The following is a 17,301-nucleotide window of genomic DNA, read 5'->3' on the forward strand; positions in this document are numbered from 1 at the left end:
GCCCCGTCCGGCTCAGAGGTATTTGTGGAACCGTTCCGGGGCGTCAAGGAACGAGCGCCAGCTTTGCACCAACTCCAGGTTCTCCCAGTCGTTGTGCCGCAAACCCCACGGGCCGACCTCGCAAATGTCGGCACCGGGCAGGGAGGCCAGCAGCGGCGAGTGGGTCGAAAGGATCACTTGCGAATCGCCGTCGTCCATCAAGTCCGTGAGCACGCTCAGCAGCGAGAGGCAGCCGGAGAAGGACAGCGCGGACTCGGGCTCGTCGAGGATCCAGAGCCCGCCGCCGCGGAACTGGTCCGTGATCAATGCCAGGAACGATTCCCCGTGCGACACGCGGCGCACGCCCAGTCCGCTGTGGAGCCCGGATTCGGTGGTGCGGCTGTGGTGCAAGGCGCCGGTGGAGCCGCCCTCCGGGTTCACGCCGTACGCCATGGCGAACACCTCGACGAGGGTTGATTTGCCGGAGCCGTTCACGCCCACGTGGTTCAGCGGTGTGGTGCCGAACATCATGGCAGCGGCCGGGATGCTGCCGGTGCCGGTGCGGGGGTGGCCAGCCCTTCAATCAGCACGACGGCGGGCAGCTTGCGCAGTTCGCCCGGCACCAGCCGGAGCTTGCTGGTGCGGTTGCCGCCGCCCATGACTATGTGGTCCTGTTCCAGGACGGCGCTGTCCACATAGACCGGGAGTGTTCCGGCTTCAGTGCTGGGGAGGCCGAACGGGGTGACGCCGCCGATCTGCATGCCCGTGAGCCGGGTGGTCAATTCTGCGTCGGCAAAGGACGCCCGTTTTGCACCGAGAAGTTCACGGACCTTCCTGTTGACATCCAGCCGGGTGGAGCCGAGAACAACGCACACAGCCTGGACTGCGGGCTCCGTTTTGCGGGAGGTGACGACGATGGTGTTCGCCGCCTGGCTCAGCGGGACGTTGTGGTGCGCGCAGAAGGCGGCAGTGTCGGAGAGTTCGTCGGGGCAGGGGAGCACCTCGTGGACTATGCCGTGGTGGGCCAGGGCGGCGCGCACTTCCGGCATGGGCAACGCTGCAGGGTCAACATGGGTCATGCTGCCATCCTGCCAGCTGATGTGTGGCACGATGGCCCAAAGGTGCCGCAACATTGACGTTTTGGGGGAAGCCATGAACCATCGCCGGACACGACTTGCCGTTTTTCTTGCCGCCGGGGTGCTGCTGCTCAGTGCCTGTGGCGGCAGCCCGGGGCTGGCCGCGCTGGACCGTGCGGCCACTGCGCAGGATGAGCTGCCTGCAGACGTGGAATTTTCGCCCGGCTTTGAGGCCGCAAGCGTGCGCCTGCTCGCCACCGAGAACGGCCTGAAATTTTATGCGGCCCAGGGTGCCGACCGCAGGACGGTATGTTTGGCTGTCGTCTCCGTTGAGGGTCCCGGCGGGTGGACTGCCGGCTGCGGCACCCTCGCAACCGCCGGCACACTTGTCGACGTGGGGTCGGGGCCCTTGGAGGTGTCGGCGGCATTGACAGCCGACGGCACAACGGCGGAACTCATGGAGTCCGACGGCTGGACCAAGGTGCACGAGAACGTCTACATCCGGGAATTCACCGCAGGATAGGCGGGGCTGGCATCAGGGCCGCTGCGGGACTGCCGCTGCGCAGCGGCCCTGCACAAGCGGCCCGGGTGGGCGTATATTTCCAAACTAGGAGCATGGGACGTGCCAGATGTCCCACCACAATGCAACCCAGCACCAGCACCAGCCAGGCCCGGGCCGGCGAAACAAGTGCGCTTCCTGCTTCCAGCCGGCGTCGAAAGTTCCCGTTCCCAATGGCCCGGTGCTGCAGCCCCGGGTGCGCGTATCTCGTGTTGCGTTCCCGGCCCGAAGGAAGGAACCGCCCGTGGACGGACAAAAAATCGGCAGAAGCAGCCGGGTGCTGGTCGCCGGCGCGACAGGCTACCTTGGCAGCCGGATTGTCACCCGGCTGAAGGAACGCGGCTACTGGGTGCGGGTCCTCGTGCGGCGGCCCGAACAGGCAGCGGCGCTTGCGGAAGCGGACGATGCGGTCGTGGCCCGGGTAACCGAGCCTGATTCCCTGGCCGGCATCTGCGACGGCGTGGGCACGCTGTATTCCAGCCTTGGCATCACGCGCCAGTATGACGGGGTGGGCTACCGGCAGGTTGACTACGGAGGCAACGCCGCCCTGCTGCGGGAGGCCGAACGTGCCGGTGTGCGGCGCTTCGCCTATGTCTCGGTGCTGCACGGTCCGGAAATGCGCGGCCGGGTGCGGCTTGCGGCGGCCAAGGAACAGTTTGTGGATGAGTTGCGCGCGTCGCCGATCCCATCGACCATCATCAGGCCCACGGCCTACTTCTCGGACATGGTGGCCTTCCTGGACATGGCCCGCAAAGGCTGGGTGTTCGTCATCGGGGACGGAACCCGCAGCATGAACCCGATGTCGGGAGAGGACCTGGCGGTTGCCTGCGTCGAGGGCGTCGAGTCCGGCGCGCGTGAACTTGAAGTCGGCGGGCCGGACGTGCTGAGCCACAATGAGATTGTGCGCCTCGCCTTTGACGCGGCAGGCAGAAAGCCCCGCATGATCCGCATCCCCACATGGGCCGCGGCCGGACTGGGCAGGGCCCTGGCCCGGACAACCCCTGAACGCGTCTACGGCCCCGTGCAGTTCTTCCTCGCGGTCATGGCCAGGGACATGGTGGCCCCGGCGCACGGAAGTGACCACCTGGAAAGCTTCTTTGCAGGGCCGCGTCCGTCATGAGGTGGCGGCGCCTTGCCGCGCTCCTTGTCGACTGGTGCTGCATGCTCGGATGGGCGGGCGCCGTCGCAGCCGTGGGTGTGCCCCTCTACCTGCTGGGGGAGGTGCGCCTGGACGGGCTCCTGGCGGAAAACCTGGTGGGGCTGACCATGGTGGCACCCGTGGTTGCAGGCGCGGCCTGGTTTGAATCCCGCGCCCGGGCGGCGACGCCGGGCAAAAGGGTTCTGGGCCTGCGGGTGGAGCACGACGGCGCTCCGCCCGCCTTCCGCCGGGCCCTGTTGCGCAACACCGTGAAAATCGGTGCGCCGTGGCTGCTGGGGCACGCGGCCACCTTCGCCGTGCTCGCCACATTGGCGAATGAAACGGTGCCGGCCTGGGTCGCGGCACTGGCCGTGTTTGCCAACCTTGTGCCACTGGTGTGGCTTGCGTCCCTGTTCACTCCGGGCGGGCGAACCATCCACGACAGGCTCAGCGGCACTCGGGTTGCTGCCGCCACCGCGCCGCCGACACCAACCCGGGCGTGACCCCTGGTGGGGCTGCGCAGTGGAAGACTTGTGCCATGAGACTGCCCGACCATTTTGAACTTGTCGATGAACCGCCCGCGCTCGCAGGCTACCTGCGGCTGCGCAAGGATGCGGGGTTGTCGCAGAAGACACCAGAACAGGCCGCCGGGGCATTGTCCGGCAGTTGGTTCTTCTGCCACGTCCGCGAGAAATCCTCCGGGCGTGCCGTGGCCATGGGCCGGGTCATCGGCGACGGCGGCTGGTACTTCCACATCGCCGACATGGCCACCTTGCCGCAGTTCCAGGGCCGCGGCCTGGGCAGGGCCGTGATTGACGCCCTGGTAGCACGCATCCGCGAGCGCGCCCCGGAGAATCCCTACATCACGCTGGTTGCCGACCCGCCCGGCTGGCCGCTCTACGAAAAAGCCGGTTTCAGCACCATCACCCCCTCACGCGGCATGGAACTGCCGTGGGTGCGGAACTGACGCTGCACCACCCCACCCGGAAGGAAGGGAAACCCATGGACCTTGAAGGCAACCCCCAGCGGGCATCCGAGTTGTGCCGTGAGGCGCAGGCGCGGCTCACGAAGCGGACTGCGGGCCTGTCCGACGCCGACATGCGCTCGCCAAGTGCCCTGCCGGGCTGGAGTGTGGGGCACGTCCTGACACATTTGGCCCGCAATGCCGATGCGCATGCGCGTCGCCTGGCCGGCGCGCTGGCGGGTGCGGACGTGCCGAAGTATGGGCGCGGGCAGGAACAGCGTGCGGCCGAGATCGAGTCAGGTGCCGGCCGCTCCGCAGCGGCGGTCCTTGCGGACCTGGCGGCCAGCCAGTCGAAATTGGAAGACATGTTCGATCGCAGCTCGGCGGCCGGATGGCCCAATGGACACTTCCTGGGCGGCGGCGACTATGGCGTCTCAGGGTGCCCGGCGCACCGGCTGCGGGAGGTGGAGATGCACCACGTGGACCTTGGGCTGGGGTACACGCCGCTGGACTGGCCGGAGGAGTAAGTGGCCTGGGACCTGCCGGTGCTGCTGGCCGGCGCCGCCGCCCGGTTGGAGTCCCCTGCGGCGCGGCGCGGGTTCATGGCCTGGCTTGCGGGGCGCGGGCCCTTGAGCCCCAAAACCGCCCTGGCGCCGTGGTGACGCAGCGGTCCCACCCTTGACGGCAATTCCTCCGGGTGCCACGCTGAAACCAACCGCCAATGCCGGCGGCGCAGATCGGGAGGATGTTTCAATGAAGATCGCCACGATGAAAACAGTTGCCGCCGGCGCGGCCTTGCTGCTGACAATGGGGGTCCTGGCCGGGTGTTCCAACGGGGCCCAAAACTCCTCCGGCACAAGCTCCGAGAATGCCGCCACCGCCCAGATTGGTCTCCTCCTGCCGGATTCGGTCACTGCCCGGTATGAAAGTGCCGACAAGCCCTACTTCGAAGCCAAGGTCAAGGAGCTCTGCCCCGACTGCAAGGTGCTCTATGCCAATGCCGACGGCGACGCGGCCAAGCAGCAGCAGCAGGCCGAGTCGATGCTGACCCAGGGCGTGAAGGTCCTGGTCCTGGACCCCTTCGACGGTGAGGCCGCGGCCGCGGTCGTCGCCGAGGCGAAGGCAAAGAACGTCCCCGTCATCTCCTACGACCGCCTGATCAACAGTGCCGACCTCAGCTACTACATCTCCTTCGACAATGAAAAGGTGGGCGAACTGCAGGCCACTGCGCTCGTCGACAAGCTCAAGGCTGACGGGGTGGCGCCCGGCGACGGCGGCATCCTCATGGTCAACGGTTCGCCAACAGACAACAACGCCAGCCAGTTCAAGTCAGGCGCCCACAAGATCATTGACGCCAGCGGCTACAAGGTTCTCGCCGAGTTTGACACGCCAGGGTGGGAGCCCGCCAAGGCCCAGGACTGGGTGGCGGGCCAGCTGACCCAGTTCAAGGGCCAGATCAAGGGTGTCTATGCAGCCAACGACGGTGTCGGCGGTGCTGCGATCGCAGCCATGAAGGGTGCCGGCGTTTCACCGCTTCCCCCTGTCACCGGCCAGGACGCAGAGCTGGCAGGCATTCAGCGGATTCTCGCCGGGGACCAGTACATGACCGTCTACAAGGCGCTCAAGCCGGAAGCTGAGAAGGCTGCCGAGCTCGCCATCGACCTGACCAAGGGAAGCTCGCCCAAGGGTGATGTCACGGTGAAGACCAAGGGCGGTGCTGACATCCAGTCGTTCCTGCTGACCCCGGTCGCCGTCACGGTCGACACGATTGAGTCCACGGTGGTGAAGGACGGGTTCTACACGGTGGCCCAAATCTGCACCGCGGACTACAAGGAAGCCTGCGACAAGGCCGGCATCAAGTAGCCCCACCACCAAGTCGGCGCTGCTGCGAGGCGGCGCCGACTTGGCACTTTTCGGCCCGTCCGGGCCATCCGCCGATCCAAAGGAGTTGCACGTGAGCCTGCAAGCACACCCGGTTGGCCACGCCGGGCCGGTGCGAGACCCGGTGATCAGCCTGCGCGGGATCTCCAAAAGCTTTGGTGCCGTCAGGGCCCTGGATGCTGTGGACCTGGACATCTTCCGCGGCGAGGTGGTTGCGATCGTCGGAGACAACGGTGCCGGCAAATCCACGCTCGTCAAAATTCTGGCAGGGGTGCACCCCCAGGATTCGGGCACCATCAGCTTCGACGGCAGCGAAGTCTCCATACCGTCACCAGCGGAATCGCGAACCCTGGGCCTGGCCACCGTGTTTCAGGACTTGGCACTGTGCGACAATCTGGACGTCGTGTCGAACCTTTTCCTGGGGCGCGAAATGGGAGGGCTGACGCTCGACGAGGAAGAGATGGAAAAGCGTTCCTGGGAACTCCTCCAGCAGCTGTCCGCGAAAATCCCCTCGGTGCGGACCGCCGTCGCCTCGCTGTCCGGAGGGCAGCGCCAGACGGTGGCCATTGCCAGGTCCCTGATTGGCGAACCGTCGGTGGTCATCCTCGACGAGCCGACGGCGGCACTCGGCGTCGCCCAGACCGCGGAAGTGCTGAACCTCATTGAGCGGCTGCGCGAACGCGGCCTCGGCGTGGTGCTGATCAGCCACAACATGGCCGACGTGCAGGCCGTCGCCGACCGCGTCGCGGTGCTGCGGCTGGGACGCAACAACGGTGACTTCATGGTGGCCGACGTCAGCTACGAGGACATCATCGCCGCCATCACCGGTGCCAGCGACAATGCCGTCACCCGGCGGGCGAGCGCCCAGGCCACGGGCAGCCGGGCCGACGGCGGCCGCAACCCGGAGGAGGGGCTTCGACCATGAAAACCCCCACAAGCCCGCCGACACCCCCGACGCCCGGAGCCCCCGCCGGGGTGGCAGCCGACCGGCAGGATGAGCGGCTCGCCAACGACGAGGGCATCGGCGGTGCCATCGCATCCTTCCGCCGCCGCGTGGCCGGTGGCGACCTCGGCTCCCTTCCAGTGGTGATCGGCCTGGTCATCATCTGGGCGATCTTCCAAATCCTGAACCCCAACTTTCTGTCCGCCAACAACCTGGTGAACCTGTCGCTGCAGTGCGCCGCCACCGGAACCATCGCGATCGGCGTGGTGCTGGTGCTGCTGGTGGCACAGATCGACCTGTCGATCGGCTCCGTCAGCGGCCTGTCCGCTGCGATCCTGGGCGTGGGCATCACCGTTGCCGGCTGGCCCATCTGGCTTGCCATCGTCGTCGCCGTCGCTGTGGGCCTGCTCATCGGACTCGTCTACGGTCTCCTTTTCACCAAGTTTGGTGTGCCGACGTTTGTGATCACGCTGGCCGGCCTGCTGGCGTTCCTCGGCCTGCAGCTGCGGGTGCTGGGGCCGAACGGATCGATCAACCTTCCGTACGACTCATGGATTGTGCAGTTCGCACAGGCATGGTTTCTGCCGCCGTGGCTGGCGATCCTGCTGGCGGTTGCGGCTGCCGCGGGCATGTTCGCCTCGGACTGGATGCGTGCCAGGCGGCGCCGCGCGGCCGGGCTGTCCACCGGGCCGGTGTCGCTGATGGTCATCAAGAGCGCGGCGCTGCTGGTTGTCCTGATAGCCGCCGTCGCCTACCTGGCCACCGACCGCGGGGTCGGGATGATGTTCCTCCTGTTCGTGGTCCTGGTCGTGGTCATGAACTTCTTCCTCAGCCGCACCCGCTGGGGACGCGCCATCTACGCCGTCGGCGGCAACGTCGAGGCCGCACGCCGCGCCGGCATCAAGGTCAACCGCATCTACATCTCGGCGCTCATGTTCGGCACATTCTTCGCAACGATCGGCGGCCTGCTCGCCTCGGCCCGGCTGACCTCGGCCAGCCTTTCCAGCGGCGGCGGCGACACCAACCTCGTGGCCATTGCCGCAGCCGTCATTGGCGGAACCAGCCTGTTCGGCGGACGCGGCAGCGCCTACTCTGCACTGCTGGGCATCCTGGTGATCCAGTCCATCTCCAATGGGCTGACCCTGTTGAACCTGGATTCCTCCATCCGCTACATGATCACCGGTGCAGTGCTGCTGCTGGCTGTCATCATTGACTCCCTGTCACGCCGCTCGCGTGCCAGCCACGGCCAGGCGTAGCTGCGCCCGCGGCGGCCGCGAAGATTCGCAGCAGTTTCCCAGCTCCTTTGCCCACCAGCGCGACTACGATTATTAGTTAGCAGAGGTAGCCATATTCCCCTGCCCCGGTCAATGTGCAAAGGGGCTGGCGCGCGTGCTTCAGGCAAAGCTGCAAAATTCGAACAAAGATTCGAGCAAAGGTTCGTTTCGGGGCTCCGGCAAGGGGCAGGCCCGCAGCGCCCGCGACCTGGCCAAGCCGCACTACAAGTGGATCGCCCTCTCCAACACCACCCTCGGCGTGCTTATGGCCTCCATCAACGCCTCGATCCTGCTGATCGCGCTGCCGGACATCTTCCGCGGCGTCGGCATCAACCCCCTCGCGCCCGGCAACACCAGCCTGCTGCTGTGGCTGATCATGGGCTACATGGTGGTCACCGCCGTGCTGGTGGTCAGCTTCGGCCGGATGGGGGGACATGTACGGCCGCGTGAAAATGTACAACGCAGGCTTCGCCATCTTCACCATCTTCTCCATCCTGCTGGCCGCGACCTGGATGCAGGGCACGCAAGCCGTGATGTGGCTGATCGTCATGCGCATCCTGCAGGGTGTGGGCGGGGCCATGCTGATGGCAAACTCCAATGCCATCATCACCGACGCCTTTCCCGTGGACCAGCGCGGACTGGCCCTGGGGCTGAACCAGGTGGCGGGCATTGCAGGCTCGTTCCTGGGCCTGGTCATTGGCGGCCTGCTGGGCCCCATTGACTGGCGCCTGGTCTTCCTGGTGTCGGTCCCCGTGGGCGTCTTCGGCACCGTCTGGGCCTACCTGAGATTGCATGAGACGGGGGTGCGCCAGCCGGCCCGCCTCGACTGGTGGGGCAACGCGACATTCGCCGTGGGCCTGATCGCCGTCCTGGTGGGCATCACCTGCGGCATCCAGCCCTACGGCGCCCACACCATGGGCTGGACCAACCCCTGGGTGCTGGGTGCGCTCGCAGGCGGTGCGGCCGTTCTTGCGCTCTTCGTCGCCGTCGAGTTGCGCGCGCCCGACCCCATGTTCGAACTCTCCCTGTTCCGCCTCCGCGCCTTCACGGCCGGCAACCTCGCCAGCCTGCTCTCCGCCATTGGCCGCGGCGGGCTGATGTTCATCCTGATCATCTGGCTGCAGGGCATCTGGCTCCCGCGCCACGGCTACAGCTTCGCCGACACCCCTCTCTGGGCCGGCATCTGCATGCTGCCCCTGACGGCCGGATTCCTCGTGGCCGGGCCCATTTCCGGCGCCATCTCGGACATGCGCGGTGCCCGCCTGCTCGCCACCGGCGGCATGGTCGTGGCCGCGCTGAGCTTCGGCTGGCTGCTGCTGCTGCCGGTGAACTTCGCCTACTGGACGTTCGCCCTGGCCCTGCTGCTCAACGGGATCGGGATGGGCCTGTTCGCCGCCCCCAACCGCGCCGGCATCATGAACGCCCTGCCGCCCAACCGCCGCGGCGTGGGCGCCGGCATGAGCACCACCTTCCAAAACTCGGCGATGGTGCTCTCGATCGGCATCTTCTTCTCCCTCATGGTCACCGGCCTGGCCCGCACCCTGCCCGCCACCCTGGGCGCCGGGCTCACGGCACACGGGGTCGGCGCGGTTGACGCCGCACATGTCGCCAACCTGCCCCCGGTCTCCGTGCTGTTTGCCTCACTGCTGGGCTACAATCCCGTCCAGACGCTGCTGGGCCCGGCCGCCCTCTCGCAGCTTCCGCCGTCCGACGCCGGATACCTCACCGGCCGCGGCTTCTTCCCGGCACTGATTTCGGGCCCCTTTGCAGACGGGCTCACCGTGGCTTTTGGCTTCGCGATCGTTGCCTGCCTGGTCGCTGCCGTGGCCTCGGCCCTGCGCGGCGGCAAGTACGCGTATGGGGATGGCCCCGGCGCAACGGGACGTTCGAACACTAATTCGAGCACTGGGTCGAACATGGCTGGACAGGGCTCAGCACAGCGCCCGCAGATAGCGCCTGCGCACCCGCCGCTGCACCACCTTCAACACCGGAAACAAGGCCCGCCACGGCTGCTGCGGCGCGGCGCGCGTCAATGAGCGGATGGTCAGGTGCACCTCGTCGCCAACGCGGTGGACAATGAACGCCTCCTCGCCGCTGACCGGATGCCCCGGCAGTGTCCGGTAGGCAAATCCCGCACGGTCCGCCTCATCCACCACCGCAACCACCTCCACCGGCTCCAGCACCCTCACGCCCAGGAACGCGGCCGTGACATTCAACCGCTGCCCCTCAGCCACAGGGCCCGGCGTGTCCACGGTGAATCCGCTGCGGGTCTTCACCTTCCACTGGAGCACATCGCTGCGGACGCGCTGCCACAACTCCTCGCCCGCACCCAGCCGCACGGACTCGGACCAGCCCTCCCTGTCCCACGTCCAGCTGCTGCGGGCCGGGGCGGTGAGGCTGCGCGGCCCGGCGCCAAGGGGCGACCAGGCCGGATCGTCTTGGACCCGCGCCCACCGCTGCACCGACTCTGCCTCTGCGGCGACGTCCCGGAACCAGAAGGTGGCATCCGGGTCCCAGCCGGCCAGGACGCTCGAGCATGCCCCATCCACCGGGATGGCAACACCTGCCGTTGCGAGGTAGCCGCCCACGGTGAGGTGCACGCCGTCGTACTTGTCCTTGAAGGCGGACCAGTCCGGCATGGCCCAGTCGCCAATCCTTCCTGTGGCCTGGTACCAGTCGTGCCGCCTGGAGGCCGTAACATCGAGGGGGTGTTCGCGGCACAGCTGCGCCCAGTCGCCGGGGGAGTTGATCTCGAAGATGCGGGCGCCGTCGGGAATGGTGAGCCGCTGCGCCACTGCCTCCTCCTCATTCATCCGGTCCTCCACGAGGTATAGCCCAAGTGCTCCCTGGCCAGGCATTTCGCGGGTGCTTTTGGGCAGCTCCCAAGGCGGCCGCGACCACCAGGTGCCGCCGAAGTTCGCCGTCGGGTCGCTGGGCCGGTCCGTAGCCGCACTGCGTTCCTCGGCGATGATGCCTGCGCGCCACTCGTCCAAGGCCTGGGCCGCGGTCTTGGGTTGGGCGGCAGGGCGGGGCGGGTCCATGGTGAATTCCACGCTCCATTGGGCGTCCGTGTCCATGGGGGCGTTCCACCATTGGGTGAGCGGAGAGGCTGCGAGCGCCTGGGCGAACCGGCGCAGTGCGCGGCTCATGGGCGCGCTCGCAGCCAGCATGTCATCGCCGTCCGGCGGCTGCCAGTAGCGGGCGTTGTCCACCGTGGCGCCGAGTGCCGTCAGGAGCTCGGCCTCCGTGAACTCCGGGAGCGGCACGGTGTCGAGCAAGGAAGCCACCTCGTCGGGCGATGGGGTGGGAAGCCCGGCATCCGAGCCGGGGCCAAACACCTTCACGGACTGCCCGCGGCCGGGGTCAAGGTTGTAGGAGGCGTAAAAGCGGGCAGTGCCAAAATCGCTCTGGTCCGGATCGGCGGAGGCGGCCAGCGCAGCCATGCCTGCAAGTTCCAGGCACAGGCGCCGCCCGCGCGGCCCGGCAAGCAGGGCGTCGGCGTTCAGGGCTGCGGGATCGGGCCGGGCGGGGGTCTGCGTCATGGGGCCAGCCTACCGGGGAGCGGCTGGCGCCCCGGTGCCGTGTGTTGCAAAGGCGTGGCGGTACTGGCTGGGGGTCAGGGAGGTGGATTTCTTGAAGACTTGGCGGAAATTGGCGCCGCTGCCAAGCCCAACTGCCGCGGAAATCCTGTCAATCGGGGAGGTTGTCGTCTCCAGGAGCTCCTTGGCACGTTCCACCCGTTGCATGGCAAGCCATTTCATCGGCGTGAGGCCCACATGCGCCTCGAAGCGGCGCGCCAACGTTCGTTCGCTGAGTGCCGTGGCTTCTGCGATGTCTGCGGCCGCCAGGGGGTGGTGCAGGTGCCTGATGGCCCACTCCATGGCAAGTGCGACGTCGGCCGGCTGCACCGCGCCGCCGTGCGGGGTCCGGTGCTCGATGAACTGCGACTGGGTCCCTGCGCGCCGGGGTGCGGCGACCGTTGACTTGGCGGCGCGGTTTGCTGCGGCGGAGCCCCAGTCGGTCCGGACAAGGTGCAGGCAGAGGTCGATGCCGGCTGCAACGCCCGCCGAGGTCATCACCAGGCCGTTGTCGACAAAGAGCACATTCTCGTCCACCAGGACATTTGGATGGAGCAGGGAGAGGGCTGCGGTTGATTCCCAGTGGGTTGTTGCCCGCAGCCCGTCCAGGATTCCGGCCTGGGCCAGGGCAAAGGCGCCGGTGCAGATGGAGACCATGCGTGCTCCGCGCTGATGTGCCGCGGACAGGGCCGAGGCAACTTCGGGTGGCAGGGGCTCCCTGCAGGTGGTGTAGCCGGGGACGATCACCGTGTGGACCTCCGAAAGCAGGTCCAGGTCCCTGTCAGGGGCAACTGTGAACCCGCCGATGGAAGGAACAGGGATCCGCCCAGCTGAGCACGTTGCCACGTCGTACAGGCCGGTGGTGTTCCGCCCCAGAATTTGCACGGGGATGCCGAAGTCCAGGGGCAGCACGTCCGGCAGTGCCAGGACCGCCACCTTGATGGGGGCCGCACCTTCCGCTTTGCCCTGTGGGGGAGCTGGGGCTGGAGAGGCCTTGGCTGGATTCTTTCGCATAGTGGCTATCTTGCCACTGTCGGGGTCCTGTGTCCCGATGAAACGGTGGAGTCATGATGAACAAAGATTCCCGATTCCGCAGCCTGCTCGCACGGCTCGTGCTCGCCCAGGCCTGCTACTTCATGATTGTCAGCATCGACCTGACTCTGACCGGACTGGTGGGCATGTCGCTTGCGCCGGCCCCGGTGCTGACCACGCTGCCACTGAGCCTCATAGTTGTGGTTGGGACGGCCTGCTCGTTCCTTGCCGGGCATGCAGCCGCACGGTTTGGCTACCGGCCGGTCATGGTTGCGGGAGCGCTGACCGCCGTCATGGGAGGTGCGCTCTCCGCAGTGGCGGTGGCAACCCAGTCATTCGCCCTGTTCTGCATCGGCACGGCCATCACCGGCGGCTACCGTGCAGTCGGAGGCTTCCTTCGCTTCGTCGCTTCCGAATATGCGCCGGCGGCCAGGAGGGAGCGCGCCCTGGCTTTGGTGATGTACGGGGGAGTCATCGCTGCTGCACTGGGACCGTTCGCGGCAGTTGCCTCCTCCCGGGCAGCCTTCATCCCCTATCTTGGTTCGTGCCTGCTCATCGTGGCCCTGGGTGTTGTTGCGGTGGCCCTTGCCATGACCATGCCGGCCGCCGCTGCCGGCGGGGTTGAGTTGAGGGAGCCTGCGATCCGGGTGCGGGAGCGCGCAGGGCACCTGCCGTTCCTGCGGGCCGTCGTGGTGCTGGCTGGATCCGGACTCGTGATGACCCTGGTCATGGCCGCAGGCCCCCTGGCCAATGCCCATGCAGGACATTCATCTCAGCTGGGTGCTTCGATGATCCAGTGGCACTTGGTTGGCATGTTTGCACCTTCCGTGGTCAGCGCACAGCTTCTCAAGCGGACGGGCATGTCTGCAACCATTGCCCTGGGATGCATGGTCATGGCCGGAGGGTGTGCCTTCGGCGTCTTGAGCGACGCGGGCTGGGTCATGGTGCTGGCGCTGGCCCTGGTGGGAGTTGGCTGGAACCTTCTGTTCGTGGCGGGATCGGCACTGCTGCTGCAGTCCTACCCCCAGGGCCGGGGGGCAAGGCTGCAGGGCTTCGCCGACGGGGCAACGGCGGCCATCTCGGCGTCAGGCTCATTCGCGGCTGCCGGGTTGCTCCACGGTGTGGGATGGGGAGGCGTCAACCTGATCGCATTCGCCGCAACCGCCGCGGTATTGGCTGCATCGGGCTGGCTGGCCGTGCGCCACAAACGCATGGCAGCATCAGATGCAGCCGCGGCCATGCAGGCCGGGACAGAGGCAGCGGAGAGTCTCGCGGTCTCGCACTAGGGGTGCAAGCTCAGCCCAGCTGCACCCGGACGCTCTTGCCCGTCGGCACCCCGTCGACGGTGAACTCGATGCTCAGGTGCTTCACGCCTGCCGGCGGTTCGGGAACGAACGCCCAGGAGCCGTCCCATTCGCTGCCGGTGCCCGCCAGCTGTCCTCCAACCCAGCGGTAGTCGGTGTCGTGGTTGTCGGTGATGACCGCGTTCACGGCACTGAGCACCGCAACGCCCGGCATGACGGGAAACTGGTGCACGTTCTCCGGGCCGACGCGCTTGCGTTCCTCCGCCCAGGCCTCGACTTCCTGCAGGTGCCGGTTGTCCAGGTCCATGGTCAGCGGGCTGGTGACACCGGCAACGTGCACCCTGATCCCGCGCTCGCCGGCAGGCCGGCCCAGGTGGTGGGGGATGTCCGCGGTGATCTCCACACCGGCCAGCCGCACATCCACGCCTTCACTGTTCGCAACCACCAGGTCGCCGGGCGCCCACACAATAGTCGTCATGGTTCGAGCCTAGCCACGGTGTGCATGCAAGGCCAGGGCTTCGGGCCGGCAGCGGGGACGCCGCGCCTACAGCTTGCGCGCCGCCCACCCGGTCCGGTGCCCGCGCACCACAAGGCCCCCGCGGCGCTCCAGCGACTCCGGCCCGTCGCCCAGCAGCAACGCCAGCGAGGCAAGGTCGGCAGGGGAGGCGGACCCCTCCAGCGCCGAGGCCATCCTTCCCAGAAAGGCGCGGCCATAGCGCGCCGCAAGCTCCGGCGTCGTGCTCCCCTCAGAGGGGAAGTGCCGGCGCTCGACGGCGAACCCCGCACCTTCCAGCCCCGCCGTCCAGTCGGGGTGGTGGTTCCATCCCCTGGCGGCGAGCACTGCATGGAGCCGCCCCTCCAGGCCTGGTTCAATTGCGGAGTCCTCTGCAAGTATGTCGGGCAGGAAGCTGGGCAGGGCATCCATCTCCACGACCAGCAGCACGCCCCCGCGGTTCAACGCAGCAAACATCTCCGCCATGGTCCGCTCCGGATCCGCCAGCTCGTGCAGGGACGAGGAGGCCCACAACAGATCAGCCGCTGCGCTCGCAGGCCAGCCCCCGTCGAGGTCCGCCTGCAGGCCGGCGGTGCGGGCGCCGAATCCGCCCTCTGTGGCGGCCGCCAGCGTGCGCTCCAGCATGTCGGCGGACTTGTCGAGGGCGGTGAGCTGCGCCTCGGGGAAGCGGCGGGCGAGGGCGAGGGTTCCGGCGCCGGATCCTGCGCCGACGTCGATGATGGTGGCGGGCGCTTCCGGCATGAGTTCGGCCGCCCATGCACTTGCCTCCTCGAGGTAGGAGCCCAGGATGAGGGCGTCCAGCTCAAGGGTGTCGGCGAGCTCGGCGTCGGTGGTGTGCGCGTGGCCGCCCGCCGAGTGGCCCGAATGGCTGGCGTGTCCGCCGCCGTGCCCCTGTGCGTGGCCGGGTGCGCCGCCGTGTTGGTGATTTTCGTGTTCCGTCATGCCTCCACGGTAGTCAGGTGGTGCGCCGCGCGCATAGACTTTTGCGCATGACGCAAGAATCCGATGTTGATGGGCTGATCCGCCAACGCATCCGCAGCCTCCGCCTGGCCCGCAGCTGGTCCCTCGACAACCTCGCGTCCCGATGCGGCCTCAGCCCATCCACGCTCAGCCGCCTTGAAACCGGGCACCGCCGCATTGCCCTGGACCAGCTCGTGCCCATTGCGCGCGCATTCGGCAGCACTCTCGATGAACTGGTGGAACCGGCCGGCGACGGCGACGTCGTCATCCGCCCGCAACCGGGCCATTCGCAGGGCCTGACCACCTGGATCCTCTCCACGGGTGACGGCCTCCACGGCAAGACCGTCGCCAAAATGCGCATCACCGCCGACCGGCCCGCGGGGTTGGGCGTGCATCCCGGCCGAGACTGGTTCACCGTGCTGAGCGGCATCGTCCGGCTCGAACTGGGGGAGCGCACCATACTGGTCCATCCCGGCGAGGTGGCTGAGTTCTCCACCATGGTCCCGCACGCCATCGCAGCCCACGGCGGACCGGTGGAGATTCTTTCCATTTTCAACCACGACGGCGAATTGGCCCACCTCCACGGCGGGGAACCCGCGGCGTAGGGACGCCTGCCGGCCTGCCCTAAGCATGCAGTTTCAGGGCCCTTTATCCACGGAGGAGCGACTCCGCGCCCGCACAACTTTGGTCTTGGGCCACGCCATCTGCACGTCCCCAATCATTGTGATGATACATTGATACATAACTCAATCAAAGGACGGGCATGAACTTTGACACAGCACTGAACTGGACCGCCATCGGGCTGCTTGCCGTCGCCTTCACCGCACGCTTGGTGATGGTCCAAACGCACCGGCACCAGGAAAAGATGGTGTTTACCTTTTCGCAGCGTGTTGGCCTGCCGGTGGGCAGCGAGCAGATCCATGCCACGCTGGTCCGCCGGCTTCGCAGCAGCGCCAATGCAGCCCTGCTCGGGGGGATGGCCGGCGCCCTCGCCGCATCCGGATGGTACGTGGCAGCGGGCATATCCGGGTTGCCGCTGACCTTTGTGTGGCTGGTTGCCATGCCTGCCATCCTGGTGGGCGTTACAGCCTTCGACGTGGCCCTGGCCGTGCGGGATTCACTTTTTGGCCGCCAAGCGGATGGCCTGCGCATCGCCCGCCTGGAAGTCGTCGGCCGCGGCGACTACCTCAGCCCGGTGCGGTTGTGGACCGCACCGGTGCTCCTAGGTCTCGCAGCGGCGCTGGTCGTGGCGGACCTTGTCCTCGGCGGGTCCCTGGAGGGTGGCGCGGCCGGATTCGTGCGAGGCGCGGTGCTGCCACTTCTTGTCGCTGCCGCGATCCTCGTCGTGCTCTGTGCAGTGGTGGCCGGCAAGATTCTGGAACGGCCCCAACGTGCCGCCAACAAGTTGGAGCTTGCCTGGGATGACGCTGCCCGTGCCGACGCGCTCCGCAAGCTGGGGCTGCTGGCATCCGTCGTGGCCTGGCTCGCCGCCTCAGGGGCAGTCCTGTCCATGCTGAACGGCATCGACGCTGCCCGGCCCGGTACAACGGGCAATTCGGTGGGCGAATGGGTGTCGGTGTGGGGCTACTACGTGATCGTCTTCCTCTACAGCTATGGAGGTGCCTACACGTGGTTCCGCAGGCGGCTTTGGCCGAACCCTGCCGAGCTGGGCCGCGGCAGTCTCGCAGCGGGGCCGGCCCTGCCGTGATGTTGGTCGTGGATCCCCGGTCGGCGGTTCCGCCGTTCGAGCAGATACGGGTGCAGGTGCTGGCGCTCATCCGGCAGGGGCAGCTGGAACCGGAAACGCGGCTGCCCACGGTGCGGAAGCTGGCTGCCGACTTGGGGCTGGCCCCGAACACGGTAGCCCGCGCGTACCGGGAACTGGAGCTCAACGGAGCCATCGAAACGCGGGGGCGGCACGGGACCTTTGTGTCCGGGCATGACGACCCGATACAGCGGCAGGCCCAGAAGGCCGCGGAGGAGTATGCCGGACACATCCGGGCGTTGGGACTGGGGCACAGTGAGGCGGCGGCGTTCCTGGACACCGCCTTTGGTGCTGGCGCCAAAGCACCGTAGGCGCCGGTCGGTTCGCACGCGCG

General features: G+C 67.5%; 21 protein-coding genes. 14 read left to right on the plus strand and 7 right to left on the minus strand.

Going from position 1 to position 17,301, the window contains the following annotated elements; genetic code table 11:
* Positions 1-12: 12 nt before the first annotated feature.
* Positions 13-510: an AAA family ATPase gene (locus JOF48_RS16410; RefSeq protein ID WP_209682388.1), complete on the minus strand. Its 498-nt coding sequence runs from the start codon at positions 508-510 to the stop codon at positions 13-15.
* On the minus strand, positions 507-1,058 hold the full coding sequence (locus JOF48_RS16415; RefSeq protein ID WP_209682391.1) for a YbaK/EbsC family protein: 552 nt from the start codon (positions 1,056-1,058) through the stop codon (positions 507-509). Before JOF48_RS16415 ends, JOF48_RS16410 begins: the two co-directional genes overlap by 4 nt.
* Positions 1,059-1,131: 73 nt before the next feature.
* Between JOF48_RS16415 and JOF48_RS16420 the strand changes: the two genes are divergently transcribed.
* The 9 genes from JOF48_RS16420 (at position 1,132) to JOF48_RS16455 (ending at position 7,796) form a co-directional block, all read left to right on the plus strand.
* The gene (locus JOF48_RS16420; protein WP_209682394.1) at positions 1,132-1,578 is read left to right on the plus strand and encodes a hypothetical protein; all 447 of its coding nucleotides are present in this window, start codon (positions 1,132-1,134) and stop codon (positions 1,576-1,578) included.
* A 280-nt stretch (positions 1,579-1,858) separates the two neighbouring features.
* On the plus strand, positions 1,859-2,734 hold the full coding sequence (locus JOF48_RS16425; protein ID WP_209682396.1) for an SDR family oxidoreductase: 876 nt from the start codon (positions 1,859-1,861) through the stop codon (positions 2,732-2,734).
* Positions 2,731-3,255, plus strand: a complete 525-nt coding sequence (locus JOF48_RS16430; RefSeq protein WP_209682398.1) for an RDD family protein — start codon at positions 2,731-2,733, stop codon at positions 3,253-3,255. Before JOF48_RS16425 ends, JOF48_RS16430 begins: the two co-directional genes overlap by 4 nt.
* Before the next feature lie 35 nt (positions 3,256-3,290).
* Complete coding sequence (locus JOF48_RS16435; RefSeq protein ID WP_209682400.1) at positions 3,291-3,719, plus strand: GNAT family N-acetyltransferase; 429 nt, start codon at positions 3,291-3,293, stop codon at positions 3,717-3,719.
* A complete protein-coding gene (locus JOF48_RS16440) occupies positions 3,704-4,243 on the plus strand; it encodes a maleylpyruvate isomerase N-terminal domain-containing protein (RefSeq protein WP_209682402.1) in 540 nt (179 codons plus the stop codon). Before JOF48_RS16435 ends, JOF48_RS16440 begins: the two co-directional genes overlap by 16 nt.
* Positions 4,244-4,378: a hypothetical protein gene (locus JOF48_RS19930; protein WP_281067987.1), complete on the plus strand. Its 135-nt coding sequence runs from the start codon at positions 4,244-4,246 to the stop codon at positions 4,376-4,378.
* Positions 4,379-4,469: 91 nt separating this feature from the next.
* Entirely contained in the window at positions 4,470-5,579 is a 1,110-nt protein-coding gene (locus JOF48_RS16445; protein WP_209682404.1) for an ABC transporter substrate-binding protein, read from the plus strand.
* A gap of 91 nt (positions 5,580-5,670) precedes the next feature.
* Entirely contained in the window at positions 5,671-6,522 is an 852-nt protein-coding gene (locus JOF48_RS16450) for an ATP-binding cassette domain-containing protein (RefSeq protein WP_342591281.1), read from the plus strand.
* Positions 6,519-7,796 carry a sugar ABC transporter permease gene (locus JOF48_RS16455; protein WP_209682407.1) on the plus strand — a complete coding sequence of 426 codons (1,278 nt, stop codon included), beginning with the start codon at positions 6,519-6,521 and terminating at the stop codon, positions 7,794-7,796. Before JOF48_RS16450 ends, JOF48_RS16455 begins: the two co-directional genes overlap by 4 nt.
* Positions 7,797-8,036: 240 nt before the next feature.
* On the opposite strand, the gene JOF48_RS19785 is transcribed toward JOF48_RS16455, so the two are convergent.
* Entirely contained in the window at positions 8,037-8,192 is a 156-nt protein-coding gene (locus tag JOF48_RS19785) for a hypothetical protein (protein WP_245346583.1), read from the minus strand.
* Positions 8,193-8,266: 74 nt separating this feature from the next.
* Between JOF48_RS19785 and JOF48_RS16460 the strand changes: the two genes are divergently transcribed.
* Positions 8,267-9,850: an MFS transporter gene (locus JOF48_RS16460; RefSeq protein ID WP_245347049.1), complete on the plus strand. Its 1,584-nt coding sequence runs from the start codon at positions 8,267-8,269 to the stop codon at positions 9,848-9,850.
* Here the strand turns inward: JOF48_RS16460 and JOF48_RS19790 are convergent.
* Together JOF48_RS19790 and JOF48_RS16470 are read right to left on the minus strand one after the other, a co-directional pair.
* Positions 9,746-11,356, minus strand: coding sequence for a DUF1990 family protein (locus JOF48_RS19790; RefSeq protein WP_245346584.1), 1,611 nt, complete (start codon positions 11,354-11,356; stop codon positions 9,746-9,748). The two genes, JOF48_RS16460 and JOF48_RS19790, sit on opposite strands and share 105 nt — an antisense overlap.
* A gap of 9 nt (positions 11,357-11,365) precedes the next feature.
* Positions 11,366-12,406 carry a GlxA family transcriptional regulator gene (locus JOF48_RS16470; protein ID WP_209682409.1) on the minus strand — a complete coding sequence of 347 codons (1,041 nt, stop codon included), beginning with the start codon at positions 12,404-12,406 and terminating at the stop codon, positions 11,366-11,368.
* A gap of 53 nt (positions 12,407-12,459) precedes the next feature.
* Between JOF48_RS16470 and JOF48_RS16475 the strand changes: the two genes are divergently transcribed.
* Entirely contained in the window at positions 12,460-13,710 is a 1,251-nt protein-coding gene (locus tag JOF48_RS16475; RefSeq protein WP_209682412.1) for an MFS transporter, read from the plus strand.
* Positions 13,711-13,720: 10 nt separating this feature from the next.
* On the opposite strand, the gene JOF48_RS16480 is transcribed toward JOF48_RS16475, so the two are convergent.
* A complete protein-coding gene (locus JOF48_RS16480) occupies positions 13,721-14,206 on the minus strand; it encodes a hypothetical protein (protein WP_209682414.1) in 486 nt (161 codons plus the stop codon).
* A gap of 66 nt (positions 14,207-14,272) precedes the next feature.
* Positions 14,273-15,184 carry a class I SAM-dependent methyltransferase gene (locus JOF48_RS16485; protein WP_209682416.1) on the minus strand — a complete coding sequence of 304 codons (912 nt, stop codon included), beginning with the start codon at positions 15,182-15,184 and terminating at the stop codon, positions 14,273-14,275.
* 47 nt (positions 15,185-15,231) lie between these two features.
* On the opposite strand from JOF48_RS16485, the gene JOF48_RS16490 reads away from it, so the two are divergent.
* From JOF48_RS16490 to JOF48_RS16500, 3 genes are all read left to right on the plus strand, one after another.
* Positions 15,232-15,807 (plus strand): helix-turn-helix transcriptional regulator, encoded by a 576-nt coding sequence (locus JOF48_RS16490; RefSeq protein ID WP_209682418.1) that lies wholly within the window; start codon positions 15,232-15,234, stop codon positions 15,805-15,807.
* A 158-nt stretch (positions 15,808-15,965) separates the two neighbouring features.
* Positions 15,966-16,910, plus strand: a complete 945-nt coding sequence (locus tag JOF48_RS16495; protein WP_209682420.1) for a hypothetical protein — start codon at positions 15,966-15,968, stop codon at positions 16,908-16,910.
* Entirely contained in the window at positions 16,910-17,278 is a 369-nt protein-coding gene (locus tag JOF48_RS16500) for a GntR family transcriptional regulator (RefSeq protein ID WP_209682423.1), read from the plus strand. The genes JOF48_RS16495 and JOF48_RS16500 overlap by 1 nt, the downstream gene beginning before the upstream one ends.
* Positions 17,279-17,301 lie beyond the last annotated feature (23 nt).

The organism is Arthrobacter stackebrandtii, assembly GCF_017876675.1.
In the GTDB taxonomy this organism is placed as follows: domain Bacteria; phylum Actinomycetota; class Actinomycetes; order Actinomycetales; family Micrococcaceae; genus Specibacter; species Specibacter stackebrandtii.

Excerpts from the sequence above, each read along its gene's own strand:
- JOF48_RS16415 (WP_209682391.1), bottom strand. The coding sequence starts at position 1,058 with ATGACCCATGTTGACCCTGCAGCGTTGCCCATGCCGGAAGTGCGCGCC.
- JOF48_RS16460 (WP_245347049.1), top strand. The coding sequence starts at position 8,267 with ATGTACAACGCAGGCTTCGCCATCTTCACCATCTTCTCCATCCTGCTG.
- JOF48_RS16495 (WP_209682420.1), top strand. The coding sequence starts at position 15,966 with ATGAACTTTGACACAGCACTGAACTGGACCGCCATCGGGCTGCTTGCC.
- JOF48_RS16445 (WP_209682404.1), top strand. The coding sequence starts at position 4,470 with ATGAAGATCGCCACGATGAAAACAGTTGCCGCCGGCGCGGCCTTGCTG.
- JOF48_RS16430 (WP_209682398.1), top strand. The coding sequence starts at position 2,731 with ATGAGGTGGCGGCGCCTTGCCGCGCTCCTTGTCGACTGGTGCTGCATG.
- JOF48_RS19785 (WP_245346583.1), bottom strand. The coding sequence starts at position 8,192 with ATGATCAGCCACAGCAGCAGGCTGGTGTTGCCGGGCGCGAGGGGGTTG.
- JOF48_RS19790 (WP_245346584.1), bottom strand. The coding sequence starts at position 11,356 with ATGACGCAGACCCCCGCCCGGCCCGATCCCGCAGCCCTGAACGCCGAC.
- JOF48_RS16485 (WP_209682416.1), bottom strand. The coding sequence starts at position 15,184 with ATGACGGAACACGAAAATCACCAACACGGCGGCGCACCCGGCCACGCA.
- JOF48_RS16480 (WP_209682414.1), bottom strand. The coding sequence starts at position 14,206 with ATGACGACTATTGTGTGGGCGCCCGGCGACCTGGTGGTTGCGAACAGT.
- JOF48_RS16470 (WP_209682409.1), bottom strand. The coding sequence starts at position 12,406 with ATGCGAAAGAATCCAGCCAAGGCCTCTCCAGCCCCAGCTCCCCCACAG.
- JOF48_RS16420 (WP_209682394.1), top strand. The coding sequence starts at position 1,132 with ATGAACCATCGCCGGACACGACTTGCCGTTTTTCTTGCCGCCGGGGTG.
- JOF48_RS16490 (WP_209682418.1), top strand. The coding sequence starts at position 15,232 with ATGACGCAAGAATCCGATGTTGATGGGCTGATCCGCCAACGCATCCGC.
- JOF48_RS16475 (WP_209682412.1), top strand. The coding sequence starts at position 12,460 with ATGATGAACAAAGATTCCCGATTCCGCAGCCTGCTCGCACGGCTCGTG.
- JOF48_RS16455 (WP_209682407.1), top strand. The coding sequence starts at position 6,519 with ATGAAAACCCCCACAAGCCCGCCGACACCCCCGACGCCCGGAGCCCCC.
- JOF48_RS16435 (WP_209682400.1), top strand. The coding sequence starts at position 3,291 with ATGAGACTGCCCGACCATTTTGAACTTGTCGATGAACCGCCCGCGCTC.
- JOF48_RS16410 (WP_209682388.1), bottom strand. The coding sequence starts at position 510 with ATGATGTTCGGCACCACACCGCTGAACCACGTGGGCGTGAACGGCTCC.
- JOF48_RS16500 (WP_209682423.1), top strand. The coding sequence starts at position 16,910 with ATGTTGGTCGTGGATCCCCGGTCGGCGGTTCCGCCGTTCGAGCAGATA.